The organism is Sphingobacterium spiritivorum ATCC 33861 (genome assembly GCF_000143765.1).
Classification (GTDB): Bacteria; Bacteroidota; Bacteroidia; order Sphingobacteriales; family Sphingobacteriaceae; genus Sphingobacterium; species Sphingobacterium spiritivorum.
The window spans coordinates 1,115,360-1,142,016 of sequence record NZ_GL379770.1; the positions used below are offsets into that span (position 1 = coordinate 1,115,360).

Sequence of the window (26,657 nt, forward strand, 5' to 3'; positions counted from 1 at the left end):
CTATGCTGAAAAATAACATTCTTTTTTTGATGGCATTGCTTCTGATCACTTTAGGATCATGTAAGAAAGCCGACAATAATCTGGTTGCACCTGTATCATTGAATATAAAACCTACTGCAGTAGATGGTACCAGTTCATTTGAAGCAAAAGGAGCAACTGTAAAAATTACAAACTTATCTACTGGCGCTATATTTAATGCAACAGCGGATGCTTCCGGAAATGCTTCTTTTGCAAGTATCACTCCAGGAACTTACAGCGTTAATGCTGTACTCGAAGTAACTGCAGCTGATTATTCTGCAAAAACTGGTGTCTACACCGAAGAAAATGTATTCTTTAACGGAAGCGTAGATAGGCTTGATATTACTTCTGATCTGCAAAGAGATCTTCCACTTGTAGTGGGCAAAGTGGGGGATTGGGTCTTTAAACAAATTTATTATGCCGGTTCCAATGCCACAAGAGGGGCATCTTTCAGAGATGTATTTTTAGAAGTATACAATAATTCCAATCAGGTACTTTATGCTGACAGTTTGTACTTTGGACAGGCTGATGGTAAAAACAATAATAATGAAGGAACTTACTATATTAAAGATACCCGCCAGTTTGATTGGAGTCAATCTATTGGTATGATCCTGCCTCCAGGATTAGATGCAAATAAAGACTATATCTACGCTTATACCTTATTCATGATACCTAGTGATGGTACAGGTAAAAAATATCCTGTTCAGCCTGGCGAAAGTAAAATCATAGCGGCTACTGCTGTAAACCATACGGGTAGTTACTCAGGAAATGACGGACAGTCGGTCGCTATTACTGATCCTACATTGACTGTAGATTTGAGTAATGCAGATTTTGAAACTTATCTGGTCAATTATCTGGGAGGTACTCCATACAAATATGATGTAGATAATGTGAATGTTCCGAATGTAGATGTGTTATTCGTTGCAACAGGAAATGATATGATTCTAAAAGCAAATGGAAGAGATGCTGTATTTCTCTACAAAAAAGAAGCCGGAGGATTGGATCCAAAGAACTTTCCAGAATATGCGGAGCCAGATGTACGTCAAATAACTGCAACAACTAATAAATACAGACAGATACCTGTAAGTGGAATTGTAGATGCAGTAGAATTTCAACATCCTCTTGAGAATAGCCGTGTACCAAAACGTTTACCTTTGACTTTGGATGCAACACGTACACATGTACCAGGTGGGCAGTATTCCAGTCAGTCTCTAATCCGTAAAACAGCTAAGACTGTTAATGGGAGAAGAATATTGCAGGATACTAATAATTCAGAAGCTGATTTCTCTTATTTTGATAGACCAAATGTGTCTAAATCTGCTTCTTCCTTTTTAAATTAAATGATTTCTGCCTTCTCAGGCTTTATAAATAAAGTCTGAGAAGGTTTTTTCTTGTTATGTATATGAGATATCTACTTGTCTTTGTCCTGCATTTTATAGTTTTAGTGAATCTTTATGCTCAAATGAAATATGATTCGGATAGTATAGACTGGCAAAGAGGTTCCCGGCAGAAAATGTCATATCTCCTGGATTATCCTGCACTTATCCAGGATTCCCTCCAGTCCGGATATGGTAAAGCTAATCTGGATTTTTTGTCAGATAAAAGGAACTATAGAGGCGCTCAGCAGGCATATCGTACCACATCTGCCAGCTTTTCTGCTGAAGGATACAACCAATTGGGAAGAGTACTGGTTGCCGGAAAATTTTATTTTAATAAAACATGGGAAGACAGTCTTTCCTACAGGCTGGGTGGTATTGTAGATCAGCCATTGCCTACGTACTATTTTGTTCCTAAAGCAGGTGAATTTGAAAGGCAGACGTATCAGGCTGATGCTTATGTTAGCTATGAAGCAGTACCTAATCGTTGGAAACCGGGTATTAATCTCTCCTATTTGCATCATTGGGCAACCCGTTCTGTAGATCCGCGGATGGATTACTATGAAATGACACTTAAGATACAACCCGAAATTTCATTTATACATAATAAGACTATATGGACAGTAGGGGGTATAGTAGGTTATGGACGTTCACAAACGGATATGAGCTATAAAAGTAGTAAATACTCAACCGGTAATCTCTATCCTGAATATCTGTATTACTTAAATCTGGGGTACGGAAGTTTTGTCAAGATGGATACTGCTACATTAAGAAAGTATGACTCCTACAAAGGACTAAGTTTGAAAACCAAAACTGAGATCGGATCCTGGAGTTTGTTGGCAAATGCGGATTACATTGCTCGAACAAATAAAAGCACAAATGATAGACAACGTATGGTCGGTTATTATACCAAACAAAGTTTTGATTTAGATGAATACAAGATAAATGTTTTTTTAAATAGTCAGAGAACCAACAATACCTCTGTCAACTTTGAGATGACTCATGTCAATGGGGCTGACTTAAATGCCATATACGGAGGGAAGAACTATTTGTTAACCCAATGGACAGGTAGTACAAGTGTTACTCAAGTTTTTCATGCAAGACGCAGATGGGAAAAAGAAATCGGAATTGATGTGTCTTATTTCTATGATGAAAGGCAGGACGCTGCTACACAACATTATACAAAAAGAAGTTATATTAATGCAGGATTTTTACTTGGAGGAACTTATAAAACAAATAAGCATGATCGTGTCAAATGGAGTATTCAGCCTTCGTATAGGTTAAAATTGAATAATATATTGACGATTCCTGAGACACAGCTTAAGATTTTTTCTACTGATATAGCTTATCCGGAATATTATTATTACGATGTAAATGTTTTTCATATCCGTTCGCGTTTGGAATATTTTACAAAACGGATCATGAAAAATTATGGTGCGAGCTTTTATGTTGAGGGAAATATCACTTCTCCTGAAGATTTCAAAGGAATACAACAGCCAAATACTAAAGTATATACAGGTAAAAATGCTATTGTAAAAGTAGGTATTAATTTATATTTGTAGCAAATTGTTCACAAAAAAGTATTATTATTGGATGAGGGTAGGAATAGTATTAGGTGTGATTATTAGTGTGGTATCATTGCTTTCTTTTAAAGGATTTGAGTCACAACACGAACAAATAGGAGTGGATTCTTTACGGTCCTTATATCAGCGTCCGGTTGGAGAATGGCCGAGACCTGTTATAGATTCGGGGGTGAAGTGGGAAGAATTCAAATCTCTGCCTAACTTTGATACCGGATATTTTGCTATGATGGAACGCCCGGAAGTGATACTGGGTAAAAATCTTTTTTTCGATCCTATATTGTCCGGCTCTAATCAGATCTCGTGCAGTTCCTGTCACAATCCTCAGACTTCCTGGGCGGATAAAGTACAGGTGCCTGTGGGACATGACCATCTGAGCGGCAATCGGAATACACCTTCTCTGCTGAATGCACATTCCCGTAAGACCTTTTTCTGGGACGGACGTGCCGCCACGTTAGAAGAGCAGGTACTGGGGCCGATTCAGGCACATAATGAAATGGCAATGGATGCTTCTCAGCTTCCTGCCAAACTGCAGCAGTACAAAGCTTACCGAGAATTGTTTCAAAAAGCTTACGGCACGGATGTCATTACTTTCAATATGATAACACAGTCTCTGGCCGCATTTCAGAATACTATATCCAGCCGGAGAAGCCGGTTTGACCGGTTTTTAGATGGCGAATATAAGTATCTTTCGGATCAGGAAATCAGCGGTCTTCATCTTTTCAGAACCAAAGCGCGTTGTATGAACTGCCACAACGGGCAGTATTTTACAGACGAGGATTTTCATAATATCGGTTTGACTTATTACAAACGGAAGTATGAAGATCTGGGACGTTATCATGTAACACATAATCCGGATGATGTGGGTAAATTTCGCACACCATCGTTACGGGATGTAATGAGTACAAATCCGTGGATGCACAATGGATTATTTTGGGATATTACAGGATTGCTGAATATGTATAATAGTGGTATGCAGATGAATAGTGCTACTGCTGAACAGAAAGCCAAAGATCCGATGTACCCGGTGACTGATCCGCTGATGAAACCTTTAAAACTGACTAAAGAAGAGATACAGGATGTCGCTGCATTCCTCAATGCCATCACAGCCACGGACTATAAGATGCGCAGACCGGATAAGTTGCCAAGAGATTAGCTACGATTTTTTATTATTTAGGGTTGTAGTTTTTCTAGAATACAACCCTATAAATATATAATTTCTTAAATTCACTAAGTCTAAGTAAAAGGAAAAGTCATAGCTGGTCCTTTAAAATCTGATAGAATTACTGTATCCGTAGGATCCGCTTGATATAATGCCCAAAGAAAATTTCTAGCCCATACAGCTCCATCATTATTTGATCCTGAAGCAAATTTAAATTTTGCATGCCTCATGTATAATTCACCAGGTCTGAAAATGAATGCTTTTGCTGATGTACTAATACCTATATCTCCGCCATTATCTAAGTTGTCAGCTCCCCACCATATGTGATTATCAATGTTGACTATGTAACCTTGAGTGTGTGCGTTTTTAGCAGTATTTGCAGTTCTTTTTCTATTAGGAATATTATTGATGTCATTTGGAGAATTGTCAATTCCTTCATCAGAAATTATTGATAATGAACTTACTTCTAAGAATTGGTTTGGTTTTAAAGTCTTTTTAATACTATCTAAGTCAATCAATTTGCCTTTATTATTATAATATAAATTTGAAGATGAATTATAAACAACTTCTCCTATGTTAATAAATTGATTAGAGTCTTTGTTTGGTATCAAATCATTTTGCTTTTGGCAAGAGGTAATACCGATGAATAATATAATTAATGATGATATTAGTATTGTTTTCATGTTTCTGTTTTTAATACTATTAGATTATTAAAGTCATTTAGAAATTGTGATTTGTTAGTGAATAATTAATCCCACGGACTAGAAGAACTTATTCTTTTTACTGTGCCTATAGGATCGTGATCAATCCAACATTCAAAGTATTGAGCTTGAGTTCCACTTGAAGTTCCGATAGTGGATTTGCCATATATAGCCATCTCTCCATAGTATAGTTGTCCACTATAATAAGTTAACAGTGATATTTGATTGCCGGGGTCTCCGTTAAATAAATCATTGCAATGCTCAATTGCAATTCCATCACCGATGTAAATTCCTTCATCTACTTCATATAAATACTTAATATTAGAGGCAAATTTTGAAACTTGAAATAGTTTGCCATTTTTTAATTCAAATTTTCTGGAAGAAATAACTTTCTTTGTTAAATCTGAGTTTTTTATCAATTTATTTAATTGCAACTCTTCGGGGGAAATTTTTGAGGAATCAATGTTTTGGTTTTCTTTTTCACAAGAATAAAATGTAAAAAATAGGAAAAATGAAATGATTAATTTGGTTTTCATGCTTTTAAAATAAAATATTTATTAAAAATAGTGATTTATTGTGGTGTTTTCTATATTTTTAAAAATTTATTTTATACATATTATTAGTTAAGAGTAGGGTTAATATTTAAAAATTTTGTATTCTATACCCTCTTACCATTTTCTCAGTTGATAAGCAGCATCCCAAAAGTCGTATTCCAGTCGGGAAGCCGTCACAAAGGCTTCCGTCATTTTTAGACGTGTGTCCGTGGTCGCTTTTGCTGCTACCCGGTCACATATAGCGATTGCTTTTCGAACCTCTTCTCCGAATTCTTCTCCTGCATAGGTGTCTATCCATTTCTGATAAGGGTTATTCTCTTGTTGCTGATGTGTATAGATATAATCGCCTACCTGTTTGTAGATCCAGAAACAGGGAAGTAAGGCGGCAATTCCTACTTCGACTGCATCCAAAGCTGCAGTGCTTTTCAAAAAATGGATGTAATGATGACATGCCGGCTGGATCTGCCCACGTTCCGTAACGCCAAAATCTTTAAAATAAGACTCATGCAGGGCATTTTCGACAATAATAGCATTGGCTCCGAAGCGCATAAATGCCAGTGCATCCTGTATGTGATCTGCTCGTGCTCCGATAAGTGATAATGCTCTTCCGAAATGTTCCAGATATGCGGAATCCTGGGCCATATAGAACTGAAATTTTTCAGCAGCTAAAGTGCCATTCCTTAGCTCGGTGATAAAAGGCATTTGTAATATATTGGTATAGACCGGCTGGATCGTTTTCCAGGCTTGTTCAGACCAGTTCATGTTTGATAAGTTTTTGAGGGTTGAAAAAATGATTGAGAGGGCCGTTACCTTTTCCGGTCTGTACGTCTTTCCCGTTGAGAATTGCCTGATGGACATAGTCCTGTCCCAGTCTGACAGCTTCTGACAGACTTTCTCCCCGGGCCAGATAACTTGCGATAGCTGAAGACAGGGTGCAACCCGAACCATGTGTATTATTTGTTTCGAATTTTTCAAATTCGAATGTTTGTACTAATCCCGATTGATCGAAGAAGAGAGAGGTCAGCATAGAGGTTTGTAAATGTCCTCCTTTTAATAATACCGACTGACAGCCAAGTTTTAGTATTTTTTCACCGGCTATATACATGTCATCCAGTGTTTTTACGTCCATTTCGGCTAATATAGCCGCTTCATCCATATTTGGTGTAAGGACTGTCGTGATAGGGAAGAGCTGTTCGACAAGGGTACGGATAGTGCTTTCTTCGATCAGCTTGTGTCCGCTTGTGGCTACCATGACCGGATCAAAAACTACTGGTGTAGCAGGATAGCGGCCTAAGGTATCTGTAATAATCTGAACCAGTTCAGAGGTGTGAACCATTCCTATTTTTATGGCTTTTGGAAAGATATCATCCAGAATAGTTTGTATCTGTTCCCGTACAGCCACATCAGGGATTGGGTAAATGCTGCGTACTCCCTGTGTATTTTGTACCGGAAGTGCGGTCAGGACAGAGGTAGCGTAACATCCGAGTGCGGAAAAGGTTTTCATATCGGCTTGTATGCCGGCACCGCCACTCCCGTCAAATCCGGCAATACTGAGTACGGGGATATAGTTGTATGTGGTATTCATGCTATTAAAATCTTGTTTTTAAGTTCGTATGCTGCCTGCTGCGGATCTGCTGCTGCGCAAATGGCAGATACTACAGCTATAGCATCAGCTCCGGCCTGTAGGACTGAAGCGATATTCTGTAAATTCATATGGCCTATTGCTATCAGTGGTTTGTCACTGTGCATCCGGATTTGCTGTATGCCTGCCAGTCCCCATTCAGTCACCGTATCGGTTTTGGTGTCGGTGACGAATACCGGACTGATGCCCAGATAATCTGCTGTAGCCGTTTCAGGATTATCCAATTGCTCCAGGTATTCAATAGAATAGCCCAGACAGCTACAGTCGGGCCATTTATCCCGGATCACTGTAGGCGGAGTATCGCTGTTGCCTACATGTATACCAAATGCATTTACTTCGATAGCAACTTTTAGATTGTCATTGATGATAAGCGGAATCTGATGCTTTTCTGTGATTTCTTTCAACCGTAAGGCTTTCTCTATAAATTCGGAAGTTGAAGCATGCTTCTCCCGGAGCTGAATAATGTCCACACCTCCGAGTATGGCCTGTTCAGCTACATAAAGGATATCTTTACCCTGACAGTCGGCTTCTGAGATAACAAGGTAAAGCGGATACGGAAATCCGGGATGTATCTGCATCAGTTTTGAATTTTTAGGGTATCGATAAATTGTTGCTCGGTCATGTTATAAAGTACATCCAGTATATTGACTTGCAGGGATCCGGGGCCTGTGCTGATCTGCTGCGCCAGTTCTCCTGCAATACTGAATAAGGCTGTAGCTGCAGCGGTTGCCTCAACTTTATCTTCTGTTACGCCTATAAATGCTCCGATTACTGCTGTTGCACTGCAACCTAATCCGGTAACGCGAGTCATCAGCGGATGTCCGTTGGAGATACGGATCGTCCGTTCGGCTCCGACAATAATATCCGTTTCTCCGGATATGCAAACTACACTGCCGAAGGATTGTTGTAATTGTCTGGCGGCTTCCAGCGCTTCGTCACTTTGGTTACTGCTATCTACTCCTTTTGTAGGGGAGGTGTTGGTCTTGGCCAACGCCATGATCTCAGAGGCATTTCCACGGATCACGGCAGGTCTGTAAGGGAGCAGTTCAGCGAGTATCTGATCGCGGTAAGGAGTTGCTCCGGCACCGACAGGGTCCAGTATCCAGGGTTTTTCCAGTTCGATAGCGGTTTCAATAGCCAGTTTCATGGAAGTCGTCTTGTATTCATCCAATGTGCCGATATTGATGACCAGAGATTGACAGATACTGACCATATCCCTGACTTCGCTGTGTGCATGAGCCATAATAGGGGATGCTCCGATGGCGAGCAAAGCATTGGCTGAATTGTTCATGACAACATAATTGGTAATATTATGTACGAGCGGAGCTTGTTTGCGTACTTCGAGAATGTGTTTCCAGAGCATTTTTCTTCTGTTTCAATGTGATGAATAAATACAAAAATGGCTTGAGGAAATTTCCGAACGGAAGCAGATAGGATAAGACTATAACCTGTCTTATGCGCTTTTCCCTACGCCGATGTAAGCCGGATCAGGTTCAAAGGGACTGTCTCAATTCTTTTTCAGAATACCCCTAAAGCCAGTACTAAGGTAGTAAATATCTTCAGGGAAAGCAAGAAGGATAGATTTTTGCACTTGATTTTGTGTTGATGCTATCGTTGTTGAGGGCTTTGGATTGTCTACTTTCAGTTGAGAATAATTTAATGTTTATAGACACAAAAAGTATGTTTATTCATGTATTTAATAAAGCGTATCCATTTCCTTTTCATCCTATTCCCTCAGCAATGCTGACAAGAGTGATCGTAACTGTCGTGAGTTATATCTTACAAAAAACCTTTTCTTTCAAAGGAAAGAAAAGGCTGATCGGTGAGCACTAATATTAGGTTTTGGCATTACTATCTTTTTTATCTGGAGTAAAGATTCAGCAAAGGAATATCCAGTTTTAAGCCCAGGCTAAATACCCATGCGTCTATAACACGGGTATTCATTTTTGCATTCAGCGTCTCATCATAATAGGATTTGAGCGGAATTCCTTTTCCTCCTATAAAAATAACTAATGGTGTATTTTTGATGCTGTATAAAATGTTTAATCCCGGACTGAATACCTCTGTGAAATGAACTTCCTTATTGTAGGCTGAATCCGGTGTAATTAAATAATGGTTGACGATATTACCGAGATCAAGAAGTTGTGCATGGAGATTGATATGTTTAAACAAGCCATTGTTTTTATATGTTATTCCTATAGGAGCTGTGATACCACCTGTAAACTGCTTACTTAGGGAAGCATATTTGTGGGTAAACAGTTTTCCTCCGAAAGCACCCACGTATGCATTCAGATCTACAGATGTTTTCATTTTTTGTTTTAGCTTATAAGAGGTAGGAGGGAGTGCATACGATTCGATTACCTGGGCTAATGCATTGGCATCCTGAGTCGCCATTACATCGCCGAAGAAGCTGGTGAGTTTGAGTAACTGTTCTCCATATTTATGGAGATAAGTACTTCCGAATTGAGAGTTGTCACCCGATATTATTAATGTTTTTAAATCATTTAAATTTTGCGGGTTAAGCAAGTTTGAATAAGCCGAAATGCTTTTTTGTACTCCTTGTAAATCTGATTGCGAAGTGATCTTTTGATAGAAGGAAATAATCTCGAAAAACTTAAACTTCTTTTCCTTTAATGTGTTGTTTATAAGGTCGTTAATTGTGGTTTTGCTAGTGTCTGAAAACTCCTTTAATATTTTTTTTCTGTCCTTTTCATTCAGATGCCCGGTTATTAATGCTATTCTCTTTATTTGTTCCAGTTCTTTTTCTGTAAGAGTTATGGAGTCTTGTTTTCCTATATTCTGATATTTAATCTTTACTGAATTTTGTTGTATAGCTAGTTGAGATATTCCGGGGAGGGTAAATTTTGTTTTGAAAATTTCCTTTTCGCTTCCGGATTTAAGGATCAATAAAGTGTCATTGATATTCAAAGATATCTTATTTAAATCTGGTGATTCATATTTACTTCCATAAAATTGATCTGCAAGTTTAAGAGTCTTCTGCGTAGCAGCTGTAAAGTTCTTCTGCTGGATATCTTCTATTATACCAAGTATATGCTGCACACTTTCTAGATGTTTACTCATTGGAGAATTGCTTACTGCATCGGTGTAAGGTGCAATATCTATGCCTTTGATGACCTGATCCAATACTTTCCAGATACTGGTAAGGGATTGTCCTGTATTATCAGACTTATCTGATTTCAGCAATTGCTGTTGCTCCTGGTTGATCTTATCAAACTGATTGAGCGATATCAACAGGTTACTGATCCATTTTGTGATATTCTGATACTCTTTTGCCTGATCTCCCATTTTCGTATACAGATCAGAAAACTCTAAGCCATACTTTAATTTTAATAATTCTATAAATGTATTCCATTGATTCTGATCCAGCGTTTTCAGCTCCTCATAAGATAAGAGGCGATAGGTGGGCTTGTTATCTACTGTATGCAGGGTAAAGAGTTCGTTTGTTGCTATATAGAGGACGACAAAAGATTTGCGTAAAGATTTAGATAACTCTGTTTCGTTATTTTTTGCGTATGCCGGATTGAGATAAAAATTCCGGATAATGTCTCTGTAGTTATAGCGTTCCATAATCAGACTATTGAGATCATATCCAAAATCCACAGCGATTTTCAGATCTTTTTGTTTATCAGCCGGTAAGGTTTGTTTTATCCAATTACCGTTAACCAGATTTTTGGGCATTTTTACAAAATCATTGGCGATTGCATATCGCCATGATTTACCAAAATTAGCGGTATGGTATTCTTCCAGATTATCCAGAAGGGCAATTGTTTCGGGAAACGTGTCATAAATAAGAGGATTTTTGACTCGTTCACGTAATTGATCCATAAACCAGATTGCGGCTTCCTGTTTTGCTCTTTTGGCCAGAAAAATAGCCATAGCCTCGATCATCTGCGATTGACTGGGGATATTAAGTCCACTGTAAGACAGACTCTGCTGGGCATTTTGCGAGGCTGTTATAATGGAGATTTGAGTATTCTGGTTATTTTTTGTTTCAATAAGATTCTCAAAGTAAAATTTTATATCTCTGGATTCTGTTTGATTTTCAAGAATTTCTTTCGTTTTACTCTTTAACAAGCTGCTGAATTCTTTTTCTTTATTACTTACACTTGTTTTAAGTATGTTTTCTTTATATTTTTTTAATTCTGTTTTTTCATTAATAGTGTTTTTTATAAGACAATTTAGAAAAGAGGAGAGGGAATCCGGATTCTTTAAAAAGGATTCATTACAAAGGTTGTTTAATCTCATACCTTCGATATTAAGTCTGTTTTTATTTACCTTCTGATGTTGTTCCAGAAGAAAATTATTGGACGTATCCTTTTTCAAACTATCATTATCTATATTTTTTAATATTTTTTCCAGGATATCCAGGTCAGAAATTCTATTGTTGATCTGAATGCCAAGTTTTGTCAAATTATCCAGTGTATCTTTTTGCTTTTTTAACTCTTGTAAAGAGGTGTCATTTCTGTCCTTTGATAAGTTTTCAAGTATTCCAATAGTAATGCTGTTTTCATATTCAGAGAGAAATGTTTTTACATTTATATATAGGCTGTCCTTTAATAAATTGTTTATATTTTCTTTTCCAATTTGTTGTGTTAGAGCGTTATAGATACGATCCTTTGACTCTGAATTTTTACTTGTTATAAACTTACTTAAGTAGAATAAATTATATAAAGGAAGTTGATTTGCTGCAGATGGAGGTGTCTCAGTGTTATTTGAATTACTCTCTTTACCAGTGCCGGAAGATTGGGCGAATGTATACGCACAAAAAATGAAAAAGAGCACCATTAAGCAAATGGACCTGTTCATAACAAATGAATTTAAGTTAAATAATTTTGCTCCGTTCAAGAAAGAGCATTGTTAATAATTGTATTTCTAAGGTAAGGTTGTTTTGATTAATTTACAAATTAAATTTTTATTAATATTTAGGTTTGTTTTTATATTAATGAAGTGATTGTTTCTTAATTAAGAATAACCGTTTTGGTATTTCGAAAGTATTACTTCAATTGTCAGTGAGGTTTGTGATTCTTGTTTTAAGCTGCTCTTTTATAGCTGTTAAGAGGATATTGCTGCACTGTGAAAGAGTATTGTTGTGTAATTATTTAACAGCAAATAAATATTAAAATAATTGTAGAGATTGCTTTGGTTTTTAGAATTAATAATTATAGCTTTGGGTACAATTATTATGTGCTGATATTAACCGATAAGTGTCTGTTTTTGAATTATAGCTTGCTGTTTTCGGAGCGCTATAGCTTGTTTAATTGCTTTTTTTAATATTTTATAGTTTAACTTAATTATCTTTTATGAAGAGTGTTTTTGCCCTTTGGGTGTGTATGGCCTTATGTGTAATTTCTGTTGTTTATGTGTTGTTTTTGAAAAGTGATAAGATAGGGTATATTGAATCTACCCGGATTTTTCAGGAATATAAAGGAGCCAAAGTGGAAAGGGAAAAACTTGAAGAAAAAACTAAAGAATTTAAGTCCAAACTGGATACACTAAACCAGGAAGTCAGAGAAGCTATTATTCGGTATGACGGACAATCTGCTGTTAAAAAGGATAATCAGTCTGAACAAATTATCCAATTGAAGCAAAGGCAACTTGAGGAATATCGGCGAATGATACAAGAAAATATCCAATCAGAGGAGGCTAATGCCATGAACAAAATCGCAGCAGAACTTAATGTTTTTCTTAAAGATTATGGAAAGCGTAATAATTACAAATTTATTTTTATAGCGAATCCTTCAGGAACAATTGCTTATGCAGAAGAGGGGACTGACCTGACGGAAGACGTTCTTAAAGAGCTAAACAAATAATCAAATGAGAAGGTTATTTTTTTTGTTCATAATCATGGTTTTTATTTGCGGCTGCACAGGCATGCCTGAAAAATTCACATCAAGTCAGGACGCATTTCAATATATTTCGGATAGAGAAAATGGATTTATTTCAGATACATTATTACCAAGCCAGGTTAAAATAAATGTACAGGTTCTTCCGTCGGTCTTAATACAGAAGACGAACAATCCAACTCTTATCAAGTATTTCAATGTTCAGTTTTCTTATCAAGGAAATGAACTACTTGCCCAACTTCCCTCAGAAGATTATGGTACTTATGTACAATTATTTTCTTTCGGTATGGACCAAAAAATATATTTGATAGACAAAAATGGTAAATCGTATTATCCGAGTATGATTAATTATCAACCTAGTTATAAGGCAGGAAGATCTAATGATCTTCTGGTTGTATTTGATGAGGAACTGCCGGACGATGATTTGAAGTTAAGTATTGATGAATTTGGACTTAATTTAGGGAGGCTTAATTTCTCTGTAAATAAAGAACAATTGAATTACAAACCTTTTATTGACAAATTTTAAAGTTAGCAGATATGATACTGATTCATAGTCTTAATAAATATTCCACACGTATTGCTATAATACTTGCAGGGTTGATGATGTTTGAAGTTCTTAGTCCTTCTGTCGCACTTGCATTGACTGCTGGCCCGACATCGCCTGAGGCTTCCAGCTTTGAGCCGGTAGATACTACTGATATGGTCAATCCGCTTACCGGAAGTTTTACATATAATTTGCCACTTTTAGAGGTTCCCGGACCTGAGGGCGGTTATCCTTTGTCTCTATCGTATCATGCCGGTATTCGTCCGGATCTGGAGGCTTCATGGGTTGGTTTAGGGTGGACACTGAATCCGGGTGCTATTAATAGAAATGTTTCTGGATTTCCGGATGATTTTTCGGAAGTATCTCTGAAAAGGAGAGATTATTGGGCTGGGGGAAACCGAAAAGATTATGGACTGGAAGTCGGTTTTGCAAGTGTTGTTAATGTAGGTCTTGTATTTGCATCAGATACGTATTCAGGCTTTGGGATTGGGGCGAGTGTAGGATTTGGATATAGGCTTGGACCAATAGGAGCTGGGGTTGATGTCGGATTGAGCCCTTATAGTGGAAGTTATGCCGGAATGAATGTCTCTTCAGGTATTGCTGTCGGCGAATCTTTAAATATAGGGCCGAGTCTTAGTCTTTCAACAAATTTTGAGAGTGTAAATGTTGGTGGAGGATTATCTTTGATGACTAATTCCCGCCATTTACTATCTGCTTCCATAAATAGCTCATCAAATAAACCAAGCCTTGCAGTTATGGGAGGGAGTGCTAGTTTATACAATAAGAATGCAGGAAGAATAAGTACGAGTAGTTCCGGTTTTGGATTTACGATCCCTCTTGGAGCTTTCTCCGTTGGCGCTTCTTTCAGAAGTACACGTTACTGGATTGATGAGACAGCAGAAGTTACCTCAAGTGGTACCTTGTATACACCGATTTTTAATACCAATCCTGATTCGCAGGGTCCCGGGCCCAAATACATGGATAACAGGACTTATGACAATTACAGATTGCTTCCTGATAATCTAAACATAGCAGATAATAACGATGATGAAAAATTGGTCGGCGGTACATTTCCCGAATATGATGGTTATTCTGTGACAGGACAAGGAATTGGAGGACAAATTAAACCCTTTTTGTTTCAGCGAGCGTTGAGTCTGCAAAACATGTATGAATATAAAAGTCTAAGCAGGCCATATGCAGAACAATCTAACTTCAGGGAGAATGTAGGATTTAGGTTTGTCAATGATTTTTCTAATTCTTTCGATCAAAATTTAACTAATGTAGCCGAACAGGGAGGGGTTGAACCTTCTATACCAACTATGCCATTCGATATGGCTGGCAAACCGGATAATAGAATCGGGAATGAACTTGCCGGATCAAAGCATGTTAAGTATTTTACCAATGACGAAATCAGGGGTGGGACTGCTAAATCAAAAGGATTTATAGATGTGGGCAATACAGCTAAAGGATTTCAGCGAATAACAAACGGAAGTTATATTACTTCAACTGCAACAAAAGGAGGTAGCCAAATTGGGGGATTTATGATAACAAATGAATCCGGCGTGACTTATCATTATGCTTTACCTGCCTATTCGTATAATGAATACTCCTTTAATTCGACAAACAAGGGAGGATATAAATATACTGAAACAAAAAGAAACGAGCCATATGCCTATACATGGTTATTGACGGCTGTTACAGGACCTGATTATGTGGACAGAAATAATAACGGTCTGGTTGATGAAGCCGATTGGGGATATTGGGTTGCCATGGATTATGGTAAATGGACCGGTAATTATATATGGCGTACACCAGCCCAGGGAACAGACCCTGATTTAGACCGGAACTATTTTATGTACACCTCCGGTCAAAAGGAATTGTACTATGTTAATAAAATCCGGACACGTACTCATACAGCTATATTTGAGAAAGAGGTAAGGCTTGATGGAAAGGGGGCTGCATCTAATGCTTTGACAAATAGGTATATAGCAGGTGGATTTGATGCCACTTCTATGCAAAGTTTAAGATTGAACCGAGTTTATCTATTAAAAAATTCGGATGCCGGTATGATCTCAGAGACCAGCGAATATGTTACTTCTGATCGCAGTAATGAATTGTACGGCAATGTTATTGATAATTATGATGTATCCAAAGTAGGCAGGAACAATTTGGAATCTAAAGCGATCCGGGTGATTGATTTTGGGTATAGTTATGATCTGTCGAAGAAAACGCCTAATAGTTTTCGTGTTCAGAATCCTGATGTTAAATTCGGAAAATTAACATTAGATGGTGTTCATTTCAGAGGTAAAGGGGGGGCTGATTTACTTCCGGTGACTAAATTTTCATATGCATCTAATCAAGAAACTTTTGAGGCCGAAAATTATTCTGCTAATCAATTTGTCTCTAATGCCATTTTAGATAGGGGAATGATGATTGAAAGCGCTGGTGATAATCCAATTTATTATGGAATGATAACCGATGTCAAAATAAAGGGAGGTGGCGGATATATCTATACGCTTTCAAATGGTGAAAACATAACTGCAACATCAGGTAAAGTGAATCTGAGAATCACTAAAAATCCGGACTATTGCCAGGATTGTCAGGATATTTGGGGGTTTTATAAAGGAGATATAGACCGGTCTTTGCTGACATGGAATCAGGATCTGGCAAGGAGAGTCACTGCAACATCTTCTGTCGGTACAGACGCCTGGAATCTACGTGCCATCAGCTCACCCTTAGGTAGTAATATAGAATTAAATTATGAAAGTAATGAATATGCTGCCTCAGTATTTGAAAGAAAGCTGAGTATACCTCTTAGAAATTACCAGAGAATAGATAATTACAAATGTAAAGTGGAAATCCCTGTCAGTAAGGAAGAATTTGAGAAATCTTACCCTCCGGGCAGTGTTATAGATGGTGTCTTTATGTTGTCAAATCCTTTTCCATTATACCTGTTCGAATCCAATACTTCTAATCAAACTTGTTTCTATGAAGGCTGGACTGATGATAATAAAATAATCCTGAGATTTAACAGGGAAATTTTGGGACTTAATTTGATTAATATCCGCTTTAATTTAAATGCAAACATGAATTATGGAGGAGGTGCAAGGATAAAAAGTATTCGTAATAAGACTGTGAATAATACCATATACCAGACGGATTATCATTATGGAATTGATAATACCTCATGGGGAGTTACTTCTTATGTTCCGTATAATATAGAGACAGGAGATTTTGCAGATAATGTTAATGAAGCTGCAAGAATTTTATACAAAAGAGCTCTGAATAAGGATTTAGATAATGTACTTAAATATGCCCGTGAAATTCCCGGACCCGGGGTAATGTACAGAAAAGTTCAGATTCGAAATAAAGTCATTCATCCAAATGGCGACAGTCAGAAAGAAGGCTTTGCGGAGAATACGTATCGGGTACTTGACAGGAGAATGATTAGCCGGGAGATTATACAAGATCACTATTATGGAAAATATAAAAATCATGGCGTAAACCTATCTATTGCTGACTTTACTGCTAATATTGGAGATCTGTTAGGTGTAAAATATTATGATGCTGAAGGAAAACTAATTCAGGAAATCAGTAACAAATATCTGATGGATGAAGTAAGTTCCAATACTAATTTTAAAAGTGGATATAAAAGTGAGCTGGCTAAGTTTAATTATCAGGGTTTAGTTACAGAGCGGTTTGGAGAAGCCCGCTTCTTCTATAAGAGTAACGAACGGAATGTCATGTATATAATAATGGGTGCTAAAGAGCAATACCCTTCAATCATGCTTTCCTCTACCCGGAAGGATTATGTAAATGGCTCTTCAGAGACTACGAAAAATCTGGGTTTTGATTTTATAAATGGTCTTCCTTCAAAGATCCTGAATTCAGATTCATATGGTAATCAATTTATCACGGAATCAGAATATGCATACCAGCAATATCCCGAAATGGCAAATAAAGTGATTAGTATGAGCAACAAAAACATGCTGAGTCAGATCTTTAGCAAAATTAATTATAAAGTAGATGCCTATCAAAATAAAATCGGAGTTATAAACGGTGTTAAAACAACCTGGAGTAAAAATGTAAATGTACTTGCTCCAACCGGAGAAATTATCAAACAAAATAATAACACTTATGGTCATGTCTGGCGTAAGGAACAGGAAAGCATAATTGAAATACCTGATCAATATTCCGGTACAGGTATGTTGCCTATTCAGCAATTCAATATGAATGCACCATTCTGGAAAATGATTAGTACTCTAAATCTCTATAATGTGTATTCGAAGCCTCTGGAAGATTATGATCGTAATTATAATTATTCTGTAAACCGTTACGGATATAATAACAGTAAAATTGTAGCAGGTGCAAATTACAGTAAATACAAAGAATTGGCATATAGCGGTGTTGAGGATGAACTGGTTTCATCCGGTATACCGGGAGAAGTGTCTGGTGGTGCAGGCACTGTATCTTCCGGAGTTTATCATACCGGACACAAGAGTCTGTCTGTTGCTGCAGGCAGCCGGGGTTTTGAATATTCCGCTCCAATTGATGCACTTACTCCCGGACGTAGTTACATAGCCAGTGTGTGGGTTAAAAACAGTCCTGCCAGTAACGTGAAATTGTATTATGAAATTGATAATGTGGTGAAGGCTGCATCTGTAAGTTCAGGACAAAGTAATAAGAAATCAGGAGACTGGACACTGGTACATATTGATATTCCGCTCACTCCGGGAACCAATTTCAAAATCTATGCTAATAATGAAGGGGCTGAATCGTGTTTTATGGATGACTTTAGGTTTCATCCCAAAAATACTTCTGCTAAAGCATATGTGTATGATACCTTTTCCGGAGAGCTTACTTATGTTCTGGATCACCTGAATCTCTTTACCCGATTTGAATATGATGCTATGGGAAGGCTGATAAGAACCTATAAAGAACAATTAGGCAAAGCTCCGTATAAAACAAATGAATATCAACAGAATTATGGGATAAACAAGGCTGTTTTCTATAACGATAAGATGGAAGAATCCGTTCAAAAGAATAATTGTTCCTGGCCTGGAATCGGAGGTAAAGTAGTGTATACTGTTCCACAAGGGAAATATTCTTCCAGTATTAGTAAGGCTGATGCAAACAGCAAAGCCTTGGCTGAAATAAATACATTAGGACAAGAGTATGCGAATGCAAATGCAAATTGCATAACCTGTCGAAAGTATAAGGTCACCATTCATAGAATGAATCTCCAGAATCTGAATTTATATGTCAATTACAGAGATTGCAATAATCAGTACCGATCTTCAAGTTACCAGAATTTTGAGTCAGAGGGAAATAGTGGTTCGTATTTAGTGTTTTATGTATGTACTTATGTTTCAAATTCTTCTATAAGTTTTAGTCATGGCCAAAATCAACCGGCGATTGATCTCTCCGCTGAAATTGAATTAGTAGGTGATTGTTATTAATGTGGGAATAATGTATACTTTAAATACAATGTTATGAAAACGAAAAGATCTGATATACGATATATTCTACATGTTTTTACTCTTCTGTTCCTGCTTTTTCATAAATCAGCTTTTGCACAGATTAACAGCCCTAATCCTGTTATCCTTCCGCAGAATGGAAGTACGTCTCTTATTGTTGAACCCGGACAGTCTTTGACTGTCACCAGCGGAACCAGTATTACCCTCAGAAATGGTGTTCATTTCAAACAAGGTTCGTATGTATTGCTAAAAATTGATCCGAATATAAGCGGACCAGGTGCCCCGGATAATCCGAATGAGAACAGTAATATGAACTGGACATTGGCACGGTCTTTCGATGCCAATGGAAATACGATCGGGGAGACTAAAACCTTTTTTGATGACAATGGTAAAGCATTACAGACACAATTCAAAAATTTAGAAGCAGGCCATGTAGTCGCAATTCAACCTTTATATGACGTGGGAGGAAAGCAGGTCGGATCGACACTTTCTGCTCCGATTAATAATGTTTCATTCAATTACAGAGCTGATTTTGCCAGGAGGTCAGATGGTAACGGATTAAATTATCAGAGTTATGGACGATATGCTAATGGTATACATATATACGACAAGCGGTTCAATGCTGATCCAGCGGATAAAAGTCAGATCGGAACTCTTGGCTGGTATTACAGCTCCAATAATCAGTGGGAGCATCTGCAGGATGTGACAGATTATCCTTACAGCCTGAGTACAGGAGCAAATAACGGAGTTAGTAACTTCTCTATATCAGGTGGTATCGGAGCTGCAACCAGATTAGGCAGCGGACATGAGGTCGTGCAGTTTAGTCTTCCTGTATTCGGTGAGTTAGACCTTTATACATCTATTCGCAACAAATACTTTAGCGAGTCAGATATAGGCGGAAAGATCCTTCGGGACTCATCTAATAGTGTCATGTCCGTGATTATAGATCAGGATGACCGGATTCAAATGAGTGTTTCCATAGAAGGTAAGACTGTCATGACGGCTCGTGACGGGAATGATCTGCTAATTCCAAAGGCGGTATTGGTTGGCTCAGGAAAGACTAATTATTTTGGAATTCTGCAGGAACAAGACGTGTCATTTACCGGGGGAATATTAAAGGATTATCTTCGGGGTGAGGCTCAGACCACCTTGTCAAACGGAACCATAAGGCTAAAGCCCGGGCTTTATCAGCTTTCTTCGCCGTCAGGAGCCATTTCAGGAGCTTTTCAATATAGCGTTTCTGATATAACATATACTTTTTATGACCAACTTGGGCGCGTCAAAGCAACAATTCCACCGGAAGGTGTTAAAAAACTTCTTAATGGTGGTATAGATAATTATGCTTCTCTGGCTGGCATCCCGTTTGTTGAAACATTTGAGTATGATGGTAAAGGCAATGTAATAGCAAGTGTAAATCCGGATGCCGGGAGAAGTGAATTCAAATACAGCAGTGATGGTAAGTTGCGATTGTCTCAGAATGCATTACAACGGCAGACAGGTAAATTCAGCTATACAAACTATGATACTTATGGAAGGGCTATTGAAAGCGGAGAATTATCCCCGACTTTAACAACATTGTTTACGACTATCAATCAGGTTCAACTGGATCTTACAGGGGAAAGCAGTAACTCCATTCTGCAGGGTGCAAAGTCAGATATTACGGTAAGTAAATATGATGAGGCTGAAGTTATTCCAGGATTATTAGGATATACACAGGATACTTATTTTCTTTCGGGAAGTGCTGTCAGCACTACTGCAAGATATACAACTGCGATATCCGATACTCATTTAGTCAGCAAGACCTGGTATAATTATGACGGAGATGGTCATATCCTGTGGACAGTCAACTATACACCTGAGCTGCAATACAAAACAGTAGATTACAGCTACGATGATCTGGGCAATGTCGTAAAAAGTATTTATCAGAAGAACTCTGTCACAGAGACCTTTATTCATTATTTTGAGTTTAATAAAAATAATCAATTATCAGCATCCTATACCGGTACTACTGATGATCCCGGTTCTAAAGTGCTTCAGGCACGTTACTATTATTATCTGCACGGGCCTCTGAAGCGGATAGAACTTGCCGATAAATTACAGGGGATAGATTATGTATACGGTATTGACGGCAAGCTGAAGAGTATCAATAATGCGCAGAGTACAAAAGATCCGGGAAGGGATGGGAGTGCAAACGGATTTGCTAAAGATGTATTCGGACTCAATCTGGAATATCATCCCGGGGATTATATGCATACTGATGCCGGAATATCAAGCATACAGACGAATGGTGCCGTATCTAATTATAATGGTATGGTGAATGGTGTCAGCTGGTTCTCCAGAAAACCCGTTTCCATTAGCGGACTGGATGCACCTGTCATGAATACCTATACGTATGACCGGAATCAGCAGCTCACTTCCAGTAACTGGGGTACACCGGATTATGCGGCGAATAGTTTTATTTCATCCGGAAATGCTAACCGGGAACACAATCTGAGTTATGATCTCCACGGTAATCTCCGGTCTCTGCAAAGGACAAATAGCAGCGGTACGGATCTCAGTAACTTTACTTATAATTATGCCGCAAATACGAATAAGCTGAGTTCTGTACCGGGGTATGCTGATTATACCTATGATGCCATCGGGCAGTTAGCCAGCCAGATCAAAGGCGGTGCGGGGATGTATCTGGATTATGATGCAAGTGGCAAAGTGAGTAAGATCTACAGCGATGCGGGAAAATCTGTAGTAATGCTTAGCTTTGTGTATGATGAATCCGGCAACCGCATCCGGAAGCAGGATCATCGTACAGGTTCTGTGACATATTATAGCTATGATGCAGGTGGCAGTCTGATGGCCATTTATGATAATGCCGGATCCGGGGGAGCTATACGATTAGCAGAGCAGCCTGTGTATGCCGCCAATAGGATAGGGACCTATTACAGGCAGGCTGGCAATTATCAGTACACACTGACAGATCATCTGGGTAATACCCGGGTAGTGATCAACCGCAATAAACTGTCAAATGGAGAAGCTGATGTTGTCTATTATGCGGATTACTATCCGTTTGGGATGGTGCTGCGTTCGGGAGGAGTAGAAGGCAGATATGGTTATCAGGGACAATATGCCGAAAAGGATGGCGAGACCGGCTGGAACAATTTTGAGCTTCGTAATTACGATGCAGCTATAGGTCGCTGGCTTACTGTAGATCCTTACGGACAGTATTATTCTCCTTATGTAGGTATGGGTAATAATCCGGTAAGTGGAGTAGATCCGAATGGGGGGTGGAGTTGGTTCGGTGCTTATACCAGAAATTTACTGGCACGTATAGTTGGAAAGAGTACCTCAGGTCTTGTTAAAAAGAGTAATGGAGAGTGGGGATTTTATACGTTGGAAGGACAAGGTTTCAATGAAGAAACCAAAGCAATTGATTTTTATAGCAGAGGTAATTTTGGCACCCCATTATCTGACGATTTCTTTAAGTATGCAGGTAGATTTGAGCGCAAGCCTCTACATACAGGGATAGCTGAGACAACAAATATTGAATTTGAGGTTATATTAGCAACATATACTGCAGGTAGTTATCTTTGGGCTAAGAAAAGTGCGCAGGTTATAGGGGAAGAGATAGTAGCCGCTAAGACTGGAAAGAGTTTATTAAGCGCAGGAGAATTGACAAGAATAGAAAATGCTGCAACCCGTATAGGCAAGCCTATAAATGTGGTCGGCAGTAGGGCGAGTGGCACTGCTAAACCTACTTCGGATTGGGATTATGTGATAGAAGGCTTGACCAATAAGCAGTGGAAGCAGATTAAGAACTCATTGCCAGGAGCGCCGTCTAGAATTGATAATTTACCAAGGATGATAGATATCTTCAAGGGGCCTGTCGATCCAACTAAACCATTTGTTATAATTTTTCCAAAATAAATATGATGCTGCAAGATGAAATACTGGTAAATAAGTTTGGTCAGGGTTTGGCTAGCTATGAAGTTTTACTTGATAAATTTCAGTTGTTTGACCTGATGGACAAGAATAAATTTTTAAATGACCTGCTCTTTTTGGTTTTACAATCAAAACCTATCGATGAAGATATCGGCGATGCTATACGTGAAAGTGGGCTAAAGCCAACATTTACGCCCTGTGTTCTTTTGCTCAAGGGGGTATCTTATCATAATTTGAAAAAGATAGCAGAGCTACCAGCAAGAGAGAAAGAAAAGGTTCTAAAATTGTTTTTAAGCTTATTTAGAGTTTCTTATCAGCGGAGGTTTAAATTAGAAAGGAACGATCCTAATAAATGGTGGTATTGGGATCTTTCTAAAGACGAGAATGTCAAAAAGGTTATAAATCAATTTTCTTAATTGATAAGTCTATTATAGAACAAGCATTAGCGAAGCGGTGCTTATACCAAAGTGGTAAAGTCAGTAAGATCTATAGCGATGCCGGAAAATCTGTAGTAATGCTTAGCTTTGTGTATGATGAATCGGGCAACCGCATCCGGAAGCAGGATCATCGTACAGGTTCTGTGACATATTATAGCTATGATGCAGGTGGCAGTCTGATGGCCATCTATGATAATGCCGGATCCGGGGGAGCTATACGATTGGCAGAGCAGCCTGTGTATGCCGCCAATAGGATAGGGACCTATTACAGGCAGGCAGGCAGGCAGGCAGGCAGGCAATTATCAGTACACACTGACAGATCATCTGGGTAATACCCGGGTAGTGATCAACCGCAATAAACTGTCAAACGGTTAGGCTGATGTTGTGTATTATGCGGATTACTATCCGTTTGGGATGGTGCTGCGTTCGGGAGGAGTTGAAGGCAGATATGGTTATCAGGGACAATATGCCGAAAAGGATGGCGAGACCGGCTGGAACAATTTTGAGCTTCGTAATTACGATGCAGCTATAGGTCGCTGGCTTACTGTAGATCCTTACGGACAGTATTATTCTCCTTATGTAGGTATGGGTAATAATCCGGTAAGCGGAGTAGATCCGAATGGGGGTTGGAATGATGGCGGAGGATTATGGGGATGGCTCAAGGGAGTTTTCAGTAGTAAAGAGGATGTTGCCGCAAGAATTGTATTGGAAGAGGCTGTTGTAACCAGAGTAGTGAAGGCAAAACCGACTTATGAGACTTTTGGGGTCAGAGTAGATCATATACAACAACCGACTCTTAGTGCAACTAAGCCCGATCCATACAGAACAAGTTATTCGCACCGGCAAATGATGTATAACTACAGTCAGATGCTTGCCAATACGAATTACAATGATTTATCCAATCCAACTACTTCGCTGGCAATTGGTCAGAATATTGCTAACTTCGGAGTTGTAGAAATCGCTACAATCAAAGTAATCGGCAGGGTAGGATCATTGTATAATGCTTTTGGTAAGGAGGGAGCTAACATTGGAACTAAGTTAGAGTATGTATTTGGTAAGGCAACAGGATCAGCCCATAATATAGAACGTTCAACGGGAATGTTAAGACAACTTGAAAGTGTAGGGATTTTTGATAATGCAGCGGGAAGGTCTTATTTAAATAGTCATTTGCAAGGAGTTTATAATAGTAGTAAAGGAATACTTCAGTCTAATGGCCGTTACTTGCGAGAATCTTTATTAATGGGGCCTAACGGAGGTATTAAAGTAGAAAGTATATGGGATGGGAATAGATTGATAACAGTTAAATTATTAGGCGGAAAATAATATGAAACAAGTCATTAAAAATAGATATTTAAAAGTGTTCAGATTTTCGTTTGTGGAAGAAGCATCAACTTTTTTTAAAAACCAAAAAGCTGAAAGAAGTTTGTCCATTGAAGATACGCTTGGCGATAGTTATTATTGTTATGTTTGCTATCATTCATTAACAAAAGAAAAGCAATTTGTTTTATCCTTTAGTAGTGATGAGAGTGAAGATAATTTGAACTTTTTGTTTTGGGAGAATATATTTGTATTGGACACAGGTACAAACATTTATTTAATAGATGAAAGTCTAAACATTAAAACATCACTCGAAACTACCACACCACTAGTAGGGTTGTATCTAATCAGCAATGACAAGCTGCTTATTTTGGAAGAGGCCTATTTGAGAATAATAAACTACAATGGCGATATTGTGAGAGCTGAATTATTTGGCCTCATAGAAGATTTTAGCATTAAAGATAATTTGTTGTCAATACAAACCAGCGAAGAAAATAGGGTCATAGAATTGACTTAATAACTCAAACCCTAGTTCAGGAGCCTAGTTACCACCAAGATAATGCCGGATCAGAGGGAGCTATACGATTAGCAGAGCAACCTGTGTATGCCGCCAATAGGATAGGGACTTATTACAGGCAGGCTGGCAATTATCAGTACACACTGACAGATCATCTGGGTAATACCCGGGTAGTGATCAACCGCAATAAACTGTCAAATGGAGAAGCTGATGTTGTGTATTATGCGGATTACTATCCGTTTGGGATGGTGCTGCGTTCGGGAGGAGTAGAAGGCAGATATGGTTATCAGGGACAATATGCCGAAAAAGATGGTGAGACCGGCTGGAACAATTTTGAACTTCGTAATTACGATGCAGCTATAGGTCGCTGGCTTACTGTAGATCCTTACGGACAGTATTATTCTCCTTATGTAGGTATGGGTAATAATCCGGTAAGCGGAGTAGATCCGAATGGGGGTTGGAATGATGGCGGAGGATTATGGGGATGGCTCAAGGGAGTTTTCAGTAGTAAAGAGGATGTTGCCGCAAGAATTGTATTGGAAGAGGCTGTTGTAACCAGAGTAGTGAAGGCAAAACCGGCTTATGAGACTTTTGGAGTCCGAGTAGATCATATCCAACAACCGACTCTTAGTGCAACTAAGCCCGATCCATACAGAACAAGTTATTCGCACCGGCAAATGATGTATAACTACAGTCAGATGCTTGCCAATACGAATTACAATGATTTATCCAATCCAACTACTTCGCTGGCAATTAGTCGGAATATTGCTAACTTCGGAGTTGTAGAAATCGCTACAATCAAAGTAATCGGCAGGGTAGGATCATTATACAATGCTTTTGCTAAGGAGGGAAGTAGTGGTGCTAGTTTATCTACGAATGGAGTAAAGTTAAGTCAGCATTTAGAACAGCTTGAAAAATATAGGGCAGGAGAATTTAAAGAACTAGCTAATGGAAGATTTAGATATTATGGGCAAGCTACTTTAAACAGAGGGGATGCCAATTCTTTTAGAATGGTTAGAGAATGGGACCCAGCGACAGGAGGTAAGCGTACTTGGTTTGAAACATTAAATCCTAATGGTGGTGTCATTCAAGTAAGACCCGAATTTGACACAGGCGTTAAAACACATTACTTATTTAACGGTACAGGAGGTTACTTAGGAAAATGGTAGTATCGGTTAACATAGTTTTAGAAAAATATGCTTCTGTTTTAAATGGAAGCTTATCATATTCAGAGGCTGATAGATGGGCCTGGGAAATGATGCAATTATTTGATGGCGGAAAGCTTGAGTTTGAGCCAAAAGAAAACGAAGAGCTTATATGGCAATTAATCCAATATTTGTATGGTATTGATATTCCTAGTGTATCAGATAGAACAAAAACAATGATATCAGATTTAGATATAATTGAGTTTTTAAAAGAGAAAAATGTCTATAATCTATTTTAGTAATAAAGTTAGAAAGTGGCTGTACTTGGTCTCGTTGATGCTGTTTTTTGTGGCGAATACCAATGCAGCAGACAGTGATTTTTTTTGGTGC

General features: G+C 38.3%; 21 protein-coding genes and 1 riboswitch. Of the genes, 14 read left to right on the forward strand and 7 right to left on the reverse strand.

Annotation, left to right across the window (positions count from 1 at the left end; all coding sequences use genetic code 11):
* Nucleotides 1–2 precede the first annotated feature (2 nt).
* From HMPREF0766_RS04820 to HMPREF0766_RS04830, 3 genes are all read left to right on the forward strand, one after another.
* Complete coding sequence (locus HMPREF0766_RS04820) at nucleotides 3–1,358, forward strand: DUF4876 domain-containing protein (RefSeq protein WP_002994239.1); 1,356 nt, start codon at nucleotides 3–5, stop codon at nucleotides 1,356–1,358.
* Between the two features lie 62 nt (nucleotides 1,359–1,420).
* Nucleotides 1,421–2,956, forward strand: a complete 1,536-nt coding sequence (locus HMPREF0766_RS04825; protein ID WP_002994241.1) for a DUF6850 family outer membrane beta-barrel protein — start codon at nucleotides 1,421–1,423, stop codon at nucleotides 2,954–2,956.
* Nucleotides 2,957–2,987: 31 nt separating this feature from the next.
* Nucleotides 2,988–4,130, forward strand: coding sequence for a cytochrome-c peroxidase (locus HMPREF0766_RS04830; protein WP_002994243.1), 1,143 nt, complete (start codon nucleotides 2,988–2,990; stop codon nucleotides 4,128–4,130).
* Nucleotides 4,131–4,210: 80 nt separating this feature from the next.
* Here HMPREF0766_RS04830 and HMPREF0766_RS04835 read toward each other — a convergent pair whose 3' ends face one another.
* From HMPREF0766_RS04835 to thiM, 6 genes are all read right to left on the reverse strand, one after another.
* Nucleotides 4,211–4,819: a hypothetical protein gene (locus HMPREF0766_RS04835; protein WP_002994244.1), complete on the reverse strand. Its 609-nt coding sequence runs from the start codon at nucleotides 4,817–4,819 to the stop codon at nucleotides 4,211–4,213.
* Between the two features lie 65 nt (nucleotides 4,820–4,884).
* Nucleotides 4,885–5,373: a hypothetical protein gene (locus tag HMPREF0766_RS04840; protein WP_002994247.1), complete on the reverse strand. Its 489-nt coding sequence runs from the start codon at nucleotides 5,371–5,373 to the stop codon at nucleotides 4,885–4,887.
* A 132-nt stretch (nucleotides 5,374–5,505) separates the two neighbouring features.
* A complete protein-coding gene (gene tenA, locus HMPREF0766_RS04845) occupies nucleotides 5,506–6,153 on the reverse strand; it encodes a thiaminase II (RefSeq protein ID WP_002994249.1) in 648 nt (215 codons plus the stop codon).
* A complete protein-coding gene (gene thiD, locus HMPREF0766_RS04850; protein ID WP_002994251.1) occupies nucleotides 6,140–6,976 on the reverse strand; it encodes a bifunctional hydroxymethylpyrimidine kinase/phosphomethylpyrimidine kinase in 837 nt (278 codons plus the stop codon). The genes tenA and thiD overlap by 14 nt, the downstream gene beginning before the upstream one ends.
* Nucleotides 6,973–7,611 carry a thiamine phosphate synthase gene (gene thiE / locus HMPREF0766_RS04855; protein WP_002994253.1) on the reverse strand — a complete coding sequence of 213 codons (639 nt, stop codon included), beginning with the start codon at nucleotides 7,609–7,611 and terminating at the stop codon, nucleotides 6,973–6,975. The genes thiD and thiE overlap by 4 nt, the downstream gene beginning before the upstream one ends.
* The gene (thiM, locus tag HMPREF0766_RS04860) at nucleotides 7,611–8,396 is read right to left on the reverse strand and encodes a hydroxyethylthiazole kinase (RefSeq protein WP_002994255.1); all 786 of its coding nucleotides are present in this window, start codon (nucleotides 8,394–8,396) and stop codon (nucleotides 7,611–7,613) included. The genes thiE and thiM overlap by 1 nt, the downstream gene beginning before the upstream one ends.
* An 84-nt stretch (nucleotides 8,397–8,480) precedes the next feature.
* Nucleotides 8,481–8,574, reverse strand: a riboswitch (TPP riboswitch).
* A gap of 118 nt (nucleotides 8,575–8,692) precedes the next feature.
* On the opposite strand from thiM, the gene HMPREF0766_RS22440 reads away from it, so the two are divergent.
* Nucleotides 8,693–8,866 carry a hypothetical protein gene (locus HMPREF0766_RS22440; protein WP_211206616.1) on the forward strand — a complete coding sequence of 58 codons (174 nt, stop codon included), beginning with the start codon at nucleotides 8,693–8,695 and terminating at the stop codon, nucleotides 8,864–8,866.
* A gap of 27 nt (nucleotides 8,867–8,893) precedes the next feature.
* On the opposite strand, the gene HMPREF0766_RS04865 is transcribed toward HMPREF0766_RS22440, so the two are convergent.
* Nucleotides 8,894–11,860 carry a hypothetical protein gene (locus HMPREF0766_RS04865; RefSeq protein WP_380948577.1) on the reverse strand — a complete coding sequence of 989 codons (2,967 nt, stop codon included), beginning with the start codon at nucleotides 11,858–11,860 and terminating at the stop codon, nucleotides 8,894–8,896.
* Nucleotides 11,861–12,354: 494 nt separating this feature from the next.
* On the opposite strand from HMPREF0766_RS04865, the gene HMPREF0766_RS04870 reads away from it, so the two are divergent.
* From HMPREF0766_RS04870 to HMPREF0766_RS04915, 10 genes are all read left to right on the forward strand, one after another.
* Nucleotides 12,355–12,864: an OmpH/Skp family outer membrane protein gene (locus tag HMPREF0766_RS04870; RefSeq protein ID WP_002994261.1), complete on the forward strand. Its 510-nt coding sequence runs from the start codon at nucleotides 12,355–12,357 to the stop codon at nucleotides 12,862–12,864.
* Nucleotides 12,865–12,898: 34 nt separating this feature from the next.
* Entirely contained in the window at nucleotides 12,899–13,423 is a 525-nt protein-coding gene (locus HMPREF0766_RS04875; protein WP_211206617.1) for a hypothetical protein, read from the forward strand.
* Between the two features lie 11 nt (nucleotides 13,424–13,434).
* Nucleotides 13,435–18,900 carry a DUF5977 domain-containing protein gene (locus HMPREF0766_RS04880; protein WP_002994265.1) on the forward strand — a complete coding sequence of 1,822 codons (5,466 nt, stop codon included), beginning with the start codon at nucleotides 13,435–13,437 and terminating at the stop codon, nucleotides 18,898–18,900.
* A 33-nt stretch (nucleotides 18,901–18,933) separates the two neighbouring features.
* A complete protein-coding gene (locus HMPREF0766_RS04885) occupies nucleotides 18,934–22,836 on the forward strand; it encodes an RHS repeat-associated core domain-containing protein (RefSeq protein ID WP_002994268.1) in 3,903 nt (1,300 codons plus the stop codon).
* Between the two features lie 2 nt (nucleotides 22,837–22,838).
* Entirely contained in the window at nucleotides 22,839–23,267 is a 429-nt protein-coding gene (locus HMPREF0766_RS04890) for a DUF5958 family protein (RefSeq protein WP_002994269.1), read from the forward strand.
* A 98-nt stretch (nucleotides 23,268–23,365) separates the two neighbouring features.
* Entirely contained in the window at nucleotides 23,366–23,620 is a 255-nt protein-coding gene (locus HMPREF0766_RS04895) for a hypothetical protein (protein WP_002994271.1), read from the forward strand.
* A gap of 52 nt (nucleotides 23,621–23,672) precedes the next feature.
* Complete coding sequence (locus HMPREF0766_RS04900; RefSeq protein ID WP_002994273.1) at nucleotides 23,673–24,611, forward strand: RHS repeat-associated core domain-containing protein; 939 nt, start codon at nucleotides 23,673–23,675, stop codon at nucleotides 24,609–24,611.
* A 1-nt stretch (nucleotide 24,612) separates the two neighbouring features.
* Nucleotides 24,613–25,122 carry a hypothetical protein gene (locus tag HMPREF0766_RS04905; protein ID WP_002994274.1) on the forward strand — a complete coding sequence of 170 codons (510 nt, stop codon included), beginning with the start codon at nucleotides 24,613–24,615 and terminating at the stop codon, nucleotides 25,120–25,122.
* Nucleotides 25,123–25,205: 83 nt separating this feature from the next.
* Nucleotides 25,206–26,291, forward strand: a complete 1,086-nt coding sequence (locus tag HMPREF0766_RS21810; protein WP_002994276.1) for an RHS repeat-associated core domain-containing protein — start codon at nucleotides 25,206–25,208, stop codon at nucleotides 26,289–26,291.
* Complete coding sequence (locus HMPREF0766_RS04915) at nucleotides 26,285–26,566, forward strand: hypothetical protein (protein WP_002994278.1); 282 nt, start codon at nucleotides 26,285–26,287, stop codon at nucleotides 26,564–26,566. Before HMPREF0766_RS21810 ends, HMPREF0766_RS04915 begins: the two co-directional genes overlap by 7 nt.
* Nucleotides 26,567–26,657: the final 91 nt, after the last annotated feature.

What these genes read in the sequence shown, in the direction of transcription:
- HMPREF0766_RS04820 (WP_002994239.1), top strand. Translation starts at nt 3, where the DNA reads ATGCTGAAAAATAACATTCTTTTTTTGATGGCATTGCTTCTGATCACT.
- HMPREF0766_RS04825 (WP_002994241.1), top strand. Translation starts at nt 1,421, where the DNA reads ATGAGATATCTACTTGTCTTTGTCCTGCATTTTATAGTTTTAGTGAAT.
- HMPREF0766_RS04830 (WP_002994243.1), top strand. Translation starts at nt 2,988, where the DNA reads ATGAGGGTAGGAATAGTATTAGGTGTGATTATTAGTGTGGTATCATTG.
- HMPREF0766_RS04835 (WP_002994244.1), bottom strand. Translation starts at nt 4,819, where the DNA reads ATGAAAACAATACTAATATCATCATTAATTATATTATTCATCGGTATT.
- HMPREF0766_RS04840 (WP_002994247.1), bottom strand. Translation starts at nt 5,373, where the DNA reads ATGAAAACCAAATTAATCATTTCATTTTTCCTATTTTTTACATTTTAT.
- tenA (WP_002994249.1), bottom strand. Translation starts at nt 6,153, where the DNA reads ATGAACTGGTCTGAACAAGCCTGGAAAACGATCCAGCCGGTCTATACC.
- thiD (WP_002994251.1), bottom strand. Translation starts at nt 6,976, where the DNA reads ATGAATACCACATACAACTATATCCCCGTACTCAGTATTGCCGGATTT.
- thiE (WP_002994253.1), bottom strand. Translation starts at nt 7,611, where the DNA reads ATGCAGATACATCCCGGATTTCCGTATCCGCTTTACCTTGTTATCTCA.
- thiM (WP_002994255.1), bottom strand. Translation starts at nt 8,396, where the DNA reads ATGCTCTGGAAACACATTCTCGAAGTACGCAAACAAGCTCCGCTCGTA.
- HMPREF0766_RS22440 (WP_211206616.1), top strand. Translation starts at nt 8,693, where the DNA reads ATGTTTATAGACACAAAAAGTATGTTTATTCATGTATTTAATAAAGCG.
- HMPREF0766_RS04865 (WP_380948577.1), bottom strand. Translation starts at nt 11,860, where the DNA reads ATGAACAGGTCCATTTGCTTAATGGTGCTCTTTTTCATTTTTTGTGCG.
- HMPREF0766_RS04870 (WP_002994261.1), top strand. Translation starts at nt 12,355, where the DNA reads ATGAAGAGTGTTTTTGCCCTTTGGGTGTGTATGGCCTTATGTGTAATT.
- HMPREF0766_RS04875 (WP_211206617.1), top strand. Translation starts at nt 12,899, where the DNA reads ATGGTTTTTATTTGCGGCTGCACAGGCATGCCTGAAAAATTCACATCA.
- HMPREF0766_RS04880 (WP_002994265.1), top strand. Translation starts at nt 13,435, where the DNA reads ATGATACTGATTCATAGTCTTAATAAATATTCCACACGTATTGCTATA.
- HMPREF0766_RS04885 (WP_002994268.1), top strand. Translation starts at nt 18,934, where the DNA reads ATGAAAACGAAAAGATCTGATATACGATATATTCTACATGTTTTTACT.
- HMPREF0766_RS04890 (WP_002994269.1), top strand. Translation starts at nt 22,839, where the DNA reads ATGATGCTGCAAGATGAAATACTGGTAAATAAGTTTGGTCAGGGTTTG.
- HMPREF0766_RS04895 (WP_002994271.1), top strand. Translation starts at nt 23,366, where the DNA reads ATGCTTAGCTTTGTGTATGATGAATCGGGCAACCGCATCCGGAAGCAG.
- HMPREF0766_RS04905 (WP_002994274.1), top strand. Translation starts at nt 24,613, where the DNA reads ATGAAACAAGTCATTAAAAATAGATATTTAAAAGTGTTCAGATTTTCG.
- HMPREF0766_RS04915 (WP_002994278.1), top strand. Translation starts at nt 26,285, where the DNA reads ATGGTAGTATCGGTTAACATAGTTTTAGAAAAATATGCTTCTGTTTTA.